General features: G+C 43.4%; 4 protein-coding genes and 1 rRNA gene. 3 read left to right on the top strand and 2 right to left on the bottom strand.

What is annotated here, in order from left to right:
* The first annotated feature begins 153 nt into the window (after window positions 1-153).
* Window positions 154-267 (top strand): 5S ribosomal RNA (gene rrf, locus DRB05_RS01395).
* 557 nt (window positions 268-824) lie between these two features.
* On the opposite strand, the gene purU is transcribed toward rrf, so the two are convergent.
* Both purU and DRB05_RS01385 read right to left on the bottom strand, forming a co-directional pair.
* Complete coding sequence (purU, locus tag DRB05_RS01390; protein ID WP_128725342.1) at window positions 825-1,655, bottom strand: formyltetrahydrofolate deformylase; 831 nt, start codon at window positions 1,653-1,655, stop codon at window positions 825-827.
* A gap of 117 nt (window positions 1,656-1,772) precedes the next feature.
* Window positions 1,773-5,198, bottom strand: a complete 3,426-nt coding sequence (locus DRB05_RS01385) for a PAS-domain containing protein (protein WP_128725341.1) — start codon at window positions 5,196-5,198, stop codon at window positions 1,773-1,775.
* A 410-nt stretch (window positions 5,199-5,608) separates the two neighbouring features.
* Between DRB05_RS01385 and DRB05_RS01380 the strand changes: the two genes are divergently transcribed.
* Window positions 5,609-5,872 carry a DUF4212 domain-containing protein gene (locus DRB05_RS01380; protein ID WP_010607553.1) on the top strand — a complete coding sequence of 88 codons (264 nt, stop codon included), beginning with the start codon at window positions 5,609-5,611 and terminating at the stop codon, window positions 5,870-5,872.
* 11 nt (window positions 5,873-5,883) lie between these two features.
* Window positions 5,884-7,608 (top strand): sodium:solute symporter family protein, encoded by a 1,725-nt coding sequence (locus DRB05_RS01375; protein ID WP_010607554.1) that lies wholly within the window; start codon window positions 5,884-5,886, stop codon window positions 7,606-7,608.
* Window positions 7,609-7,625 lie beyond the last annotated feature (17 nt).

Below are 7,625 nucleotides of genomic sequence, written 5' to 3'. Positions count from 1 at the left end.
CTAACTCGTACTAATTACCCGAGAGGCTTAACCATACAACGCCAAAGTGGTTTATAAGCGACAGAAGTTAATAGACTGAAGTAGACAGAAGAATTTAATAAGCTTTTTCCAGATTTATATTAATGAAGGATACTTCATTAATGAACAGAATTTCCTGATGACCATAGCGTTTTGGAACCACCTGACCCCATGCCGAACTCAGAAGTGAAACAAAACAGCGTCGATGATAGTGTGGGCTTCCCATGTGAAAGTAGAACATCGTCAGGGCCTTATTAGAGAAACCCGTTGCAGCAATGCGACGGGTTTTTTGCTATGTGGGATTTGAAAACATATCACAAGCAATCAACACATCGCGAGGCAAGCTCGCTCCCACCACAGCACCTGCACTGAGCAGCGTGGTCGGAGGTGGTTTACCCGCCGAGCTGTTGGGCTTCTCAAACAAAAAGAATTAAACATCCTAGTTCGTAGCGAGCCAGGGCCTTATTAAAGGTCGATTAACAGCATTCATCCATGGTTCTAATCGACATTAGTACATCCATGTACGTCAAACCCGTTGCAGCAATGCGATGGTTTTTTTTGTTTGGAATTTAGAAAACCTCGTAAAATCATCGGTATCGCTAAACCACTCAACTAACTTATTCGTGCCTGTTCCTTAATAGCTCACTTTCTTTTTTGGTCGAAAGATCTGATCTTGGAACAGGCTTATAGTTCACTTGTTTTTAAATTCTTATCCCAAGCTGGAGTTAACTAAGCTAGTTGGTATAATTTCTTCACGCATCCATGCGCTTAATTCCCATGCTGCTAAACAGCGTTTCTAATCCTGATTATGAAAAGACGACAGTTTTATTGCCGTTAATGAAAAGCTTATGCTCGCAGGCTAATTGCAACGCGTTACAAAATACTGTTTTTTCAATGTCTCTACCGATTCTTGCCATTTCTTCAGCATTTTGAGCATGGCTAACTTGTGTGACATTTTGGGCAATAATAGGTCCTTCATCTAATTCATCATTAACAAAGTGAGCGGTAGCACCAATAATTTTCACACCACGCTCAAATGCCTGATGGTAGGGTTTTGCACCGATAAAGGCGGGCAAGAATGAGTGATGGATATTAATAATTTTCCCGTCAAAGCGCGAGACAAATTCCGGTGTTAAGATCCGCATATACTTTGCCAAGCCAACAATATCGGGATCATATTGTTCGATTAAATCAGCCATTGCACTGTCATGCTCAGCTCTACTCAACCCTTCATGTGATACCAGATGAAAAGGAATACCAAAACCTTTAACAAGGGGTTCCAACGTATCATAGTTTGCGATAACTGCTTGCACTTCAATATTGAATGCTTGTTCATATTGTTTAAGCAACACACCGCCTAAGCAGTGTGCTTCCTTCGTCGCAAGTAGCACCACTTTTGTTCGCTCTTGCCCGTATAGGTTTAACTTGGCACCAGTTGGTAATGACTGACGAAGTTGTGCTAGAAAGTTATCACTGGGTGTGCCTGTGAGCTCTGTACGCATAAAGAAACGCTGTCCTTCTTTATCTACAAACTCATTATTGCGCGTGATGTTTAGGTCGTGCTCATGACAAAGGCTTGTTATCTTCGCGATCAGTCCTATATCATCTTTACACTCTGTCGTTAGTACGTAACTCATTTCCTCATTCCAATTCATCTAAACGAACTTTCAGAATACTGCGAATTGGCAGTGAGATAAACGCTTACTGACAAAAAACTTTGCAATTGCTATGGTATTCAGCAACTGTCTGTGCGCTCACCGCCCATGGTTGAGCAGAGCCTTGAGTTTCGCTGGCTTTACTGGCTTAGACAGGTAATGGATCTGCTCACTTTTAGCGGCGACTTTTACTTCTTCATCCCTCACAGCGGTAATTAAAATAGCTGGAATCGTATCTTGCCACGCGGTGCGTAGCGATTTGATCAAAGAGATCCCGTCACAGTTATCGTTAAGTTGATAATCCATTAAAATAACATCTGGTGCGGAGTTATGTTTTGCGTAAGCAAGTGCGTCCTCTACCTTATAAAACAGCTGGTAGTGGCAATGCCATTTATCTAGCAGGCTCGCCATGGCTTCTAAATTTTTCGGGTCGTCATCAACCGCGATGACATTAAGTTGAGTTTTGTTTTGCGGCTTTTGGCTAATATCTTCTTTTACTTGGAGTAAATCCACATTGCCATAGGGTATATCTATGGCAAAGCGGCTGCCTTGATTGACAACCGAGTTCACTGAAATCGTGATGGATAATAGATCGCATAGGCGTTTCACAACACCAAGCCCAAGTCCAATACCTTTATTATCGCCAGCTTGAATACGATAAAAATCGTTAAAGATCTTATTTTGCTCATGGTTTGAAATACCAGGGCCGGTATCCCATACTTCAAGCCTCAAACTATGTTTACGGCGTCGACAGGCGATAAGCACTTTGCCACTGTCGGTATATTTAACGGCATTGGAAACCAGATTTTGAATGATCCGGCGCAGGTAAGTGGTGTCGCTGTGTACAATGCTGTGGGAGCTTCTCACCTTAAGTTCGAGACCTTTCTCTTTTGAAATGATGGCATACTCATTTGCCAGTGGTAGTAAGATATCGTCAATGTTGAAGTGCCTAGGAGTGGGCTTCATTGCACCTTGCTCAAGTTTTGCAATATCCAAAAGCGCACTCATCAGGTGTACAGTAGAGTCTAGGCTATCGGTGAGTTTTTCAAAGTTACCCTGATCTTTACTTATTAAATTGTTGCTATCAATCGCTGCTAGGTACAGACGTGCGGCATTGAGTGGTTGCAAAATATCATGACTGGCAAGCGCTAAGAAGCGGGTTTTACTCTCATTTGCTTGTTCTGCTTCTTTTTTAGCGGCCATTAGTGCCTGCTCTGTTTCGTGACGATTGGCTATTTCCGCTTTAAGATCCATGTTAATGGTGCGGATCTCTTGGGTTCTGGCCTCAATACGGTTCTCTAGATCCATATTGATTTCTTCCAGTGCGTTTTGCGTCGCAATATGTGTGGTAATATCTGAAAAACTCGTCACAAACCCGCCTTCAGGCAGCGGGTTTCCCGTCATCTCAAATACTTGGCCATCACGACGGTGGCGAATAAAGTGGTGAGGAGTACCATTTTTCAGATGTTGAACTCGTTTATCGACGTGTTTATCAATTTCACCAGGTCCGCATTCACCGCGTTCGGCGTTAAAGCGGATCACTTCCTCTATCGGTTGTCCAACTTCTAAGAAACCGTCTGGGTAGGCGAACATCTCGTGATAACGCCTGTTCCATGCAACAAGTTTTAGATCTTTATCAACAACCGAAATTCCATGGCTTAAATTTTCTAATGAGGTATAAAGTAGGTTTTGGTTGAACTGCAGTGCTTGTGTGGTTTCATCAAAAAAGTTAACTACCTCTTCAAATGCCATTTGGCGACCAGAGGATACGGTACGGATCAGAGCTTGGGCTGATGAAGCTCCGAGCACTCCCGTGAGTGCACGCTCACAGAATGAGATAAATTCAGGAGCTGGGTACGCGTCATTATCTTCTAAAATATTATTTTGAGCATAGTGCCCAAGCAATTGCTGACTGCGCTGAACCCCCAAGAAGGTTTGTAGCAACACTTTAAAGTCATACACGGTAGCACGAACTTGTTTATTCAAGCGTTTAGATAGTGCAGCCTGATCTTTAGGGTTTACGAATGCTGCAGCCTGAATACGGTCGATTAGGCGCTCCTGTGCACCGATAGAGAAGCTAATATAGCAGCTAATGTTAGCGAGCAGTGCAAGTAAAGTTCCTCGGGTGATAAGGGTCTGACGCATTTCATAATCAAGTAATCCACCAGCTTCCAAAATTGGAAACATAAGAAATAGCATCCAACAGATAAAGCCCGCGATGAGTCCGGCATATACACCATACGCATGGCCTTTGCGCCAATAAAGCCCACCGACAATCGCAGGCAGTAGCTGAGTAACTAATGAGAAGGCGACTAATCCCATATTCGCGAGTGCCTCACCATGGCCAAACCATTGTTGGTACATATATGAAAGTAATAAGATTGCGGCGATAACAAAGCGCCGAACTAAGAGTATTTGACTCTTAAAACTGCTGTTTAGAATGTTCTTTTTAAATTTACGCTTGAACAACAAAGGCAATACTACATCGTTTGATAACATTGTACTGAGTGTCAGTGTTGCAACGACTATCATGGCCGTTGCCGCTGATAAACCGCCGATAAATACAAATGTAGCGAGGATTGGATGCTCCATCATAATAGGTAAAGCGAGTACGAAACTATCTGGTGCGGCACCATAGCCAATGTCGGGATGGATAGCGGCGGTAGCGATCGGTATGATCATGGCCGCTATCAATAACAGGTAAAGTGTAAATGCCCAGCGTGCGGTTTTTAAGTGTGAAGTGTTGTGGTTATCTACCACCACAACGTGAAATTGTCGTGGCAAACAGACGATGGCAGCCGCTGCCATGAGCGTTTGTCCAACAAAATTGAAGTTAAAGAAGTCAAAGGATTGCCAATGTTCGCTCAATGCTTCAAATGAGTCGGGAACCTGAGTTAAGGATTGCCATGCAAGCACGGCTACAATACCGAGCGCGAGCAGTTTAACGATAGACTCAAAAGCAACAGCCAACATCAACCCTGAGCGATACTCAGTCACATCCACCTTTCTTGTGCCAAAGAAAATCGCAAATAATGCCATGATTAAAGTGCCAGCTAATGCGAGCGCAGTGCCAGACACTTGCTCGTCCTGCTGTAATAACAAGAAGCTACTACTCAAGGCTTTGAGCTGAAGTGCAATATACGGAATGGTAGCCAATAGGGCTATCATCGTTACCATGACGGCCGTAGTTTGGCGTTTACCGTATCGTGCTGAAATGAAGTCAGCAATGGTGGTGATATTCTGCTTTTTACTGACCAATATGAGTTTACGTAAAAACCCCTGACCGAACAAAAACAGTAAAATGGGGCCTAAAAGAATGGGGAAGTAATGCCAGCTACTGGTGGCCGCAGTACCTACCGAACCGTAGTAAGTCCAAGAAGTACAATAAATCCCCAAGGAAAAAGCATAAACAAACGGATGATGACTAATTTTGAGTGCGCGGGGGGTCGTTTTATCTCCCCAGTTGGCGAGCCAAAAAAGTACACCAATATAAGCAGCGGCAACGAGGAGTAAAATGGCAGTCATAGTGTTTGTTATAGTTTTTGTTGTTTATACCGTCATACTTTAGCAAACAAATGGCACCCATAGTCTAGTTTACTGTATAATTTTATTTGAGCTTTTAATCTTATTAACAATCAAAGTGTTAGGTTTTTATTTGGTAAGTAAGGGCGTTCATTCACCATTCAAGTTAGACTAATGTCTTACTGTCGTATCTACTCATTGAAAATACATCTTCATCCAACCTGCTTTGACTTATCCTTTTGTTTGTAAAGACTTTTTAATTCTTATGAATACTATACACCTACAGTTTACGTAAACGTTAACTTGCCGTTACGACTAAGGTCTCAATTTCAACTTACCAAGCCGTTGCTACTCTCATTAAGGTCTATTAACACAACTTGCTCTATGTTGGAGCGGGTGATAGGAGATTTAAAATGGCTTTTAAAAGTGAAGAACAAGCGAAAGCATATTGGTCAGAAAATCTCGCCTTGATGTTTAAGCTACTCGCTATTTGGTTTGTCGTCTCATTTGGATTTGGCATTCTGTTAGTTGATGTGCTCAACGAAGTTCGTTTTTTTGGATTTAAACTCGGATTTTGGTTTTCTCAGCAAGGCGCAATTTATACTTTTGTTGCGTTAATTTTTGTCTACGTTTCAAAAATGAATGCATTAGACAAAAAATACGGCGTGGACGAGTGAGGGGCTAATCGATGGATGTTCAAATTTTAACTTTTATTATCGTCGGCCTTAGTTTTGCGCTCTATATCGGTATCGCTATCTGGGCGAGAGCTGGGTCCACGAATGAATTCTATGTTGCTGGCGGCGGCGTACCTCCTGTTGCAAACGGTATGGCAACTGCTGCAGATTGGATGAGTGCAGCGTCCTTTATTTCAATGGCGGGGATTATTTCCTTCGCTGGTTACGACGGCGGTGTTTACCTTATGGGGTGGACTGGCGGTTATGTATTACTTGCTCTGTGTTTAGCACCTTATTTGCGTAAATTTGGTAAGTTCACGGTACCTGATTTTATCGGTGATCGTTACTATTCTCAGGTTGCACGTGTGGTTGCGATTTTGTGTGCTATCTTCATCTGTTTTACCTATATTGCTGGTCAAATGCGTGGTGTTGGTGTGGTGTTTTCTCGTTTCCTCGAAGTGGATATCGAAACGGGCGTTTACATCGGAATGGTGATTGTATTCTTCTACGCGGTACTTGGCGGTATGAAGGGGATCACTTATACGCAGGTCGCTCAATATTGTGTACTTGTCTTTGCTTATTTAGTTCCTGCTATTTTCATTTCACTGATGATGACAGGCCATTTGCTACCACAAACCGGTTTTGGCGCAACGTTGGCTGATGGTTCGGGCACTTATCTACTCGACAAGCTAGATGGACTTAGTACCGAGCTCGGTTTTGCGCAGTACACCGAAGGCTCTAAGAGTATGGTTGATGTGTTTGCGATTACCGCTGCACTTATGGTTGGTACTGCTGGCCTACCACATGTAATCGTTCGCTTCTTTACCGTTCCTAGAGTAAAAGACACACGTATTTCAGCCGCTTGGACTTTAGTATTTATCGCTATCGTGTATACAACAGCACCGGCTGTTGCATCGTTCGCTCGTGTGAATATGATCGACACGATTAACGGTAAAGATGGTAGTGGTACGGTTTATGAAGAAGCACCACAGTGGGTGAAAAACTGGGAAAGAACAGGCCTAATCGTGTTCAACGATAAGAATGGTGATGGCAAAATGCAGTACTCTGCGGGCAAGATTGATGATCCAGCAAGTGCAAACGAGGTGAAGATCGACCGCGATATTATGGTATTAGCAAATCCAGAAATTGCGAATCTACCTGCATGGGTGATTGCATTGGTCGCTGCAGGTGGCATTGCTGCGGCGCTATCGACAACCGCTGGCTTGCTATTGGTTATTTCAACATCGGTATCACATGACTTGCTGAAGCGTACCATTAAGCCGGATATCAACGATAAACAAGAATTGCTGGCTGCGCGTTTAGCTGCGATGGTAGCGATTGGGATCTCAGCATATTTTGGCATAAACCCGCCAGGGTTTGTTGCATCGGTAGTTGCATTTGCCTTCGGATTGGCTGCGGCGAGTTTCTTCCCTGCAATTATCATGGGGATATTCTCTAAGCGCATGAATAAAGAAGGTGCGATTGCCGGCATGGTAACGGGTATAGGCTTCACTGCGGCTTATATTATTTACTTTAAGTTTGTCAGCCCTGAGCTAAATGCCCCTGCAAACTGGTTGTTTGGGATTTCTCCTGAGGGGATCGGTATTGTAGGTATGCTAGTGAACTTCGTTGTAGCTGCACTGGTTATGAAGGTGACTGCGGATACACCTGAAGAAGTCAAAGTGATGGTTGATGGGATCCGTAATCCGAAAGGATCTAGCGCTGCTCACGCACACTAAGCAATGCTAATCGAATT

The organism is Pseudoalteromonas sp. A757 (assembly GCF_004103285.1).
In the GTDB taxonomy this organism is placed as follows: domain Bacteria; phylum Pseudomonadota; class Gammaproteobacteria; order Enterobacterales; family Alteromonadaceae; genus Pseudoalteromonas; species Pseudoalteromonas galatheae.
This window is presented reverse-complemented; position numbering and strand designations above follow the sequence as displayed.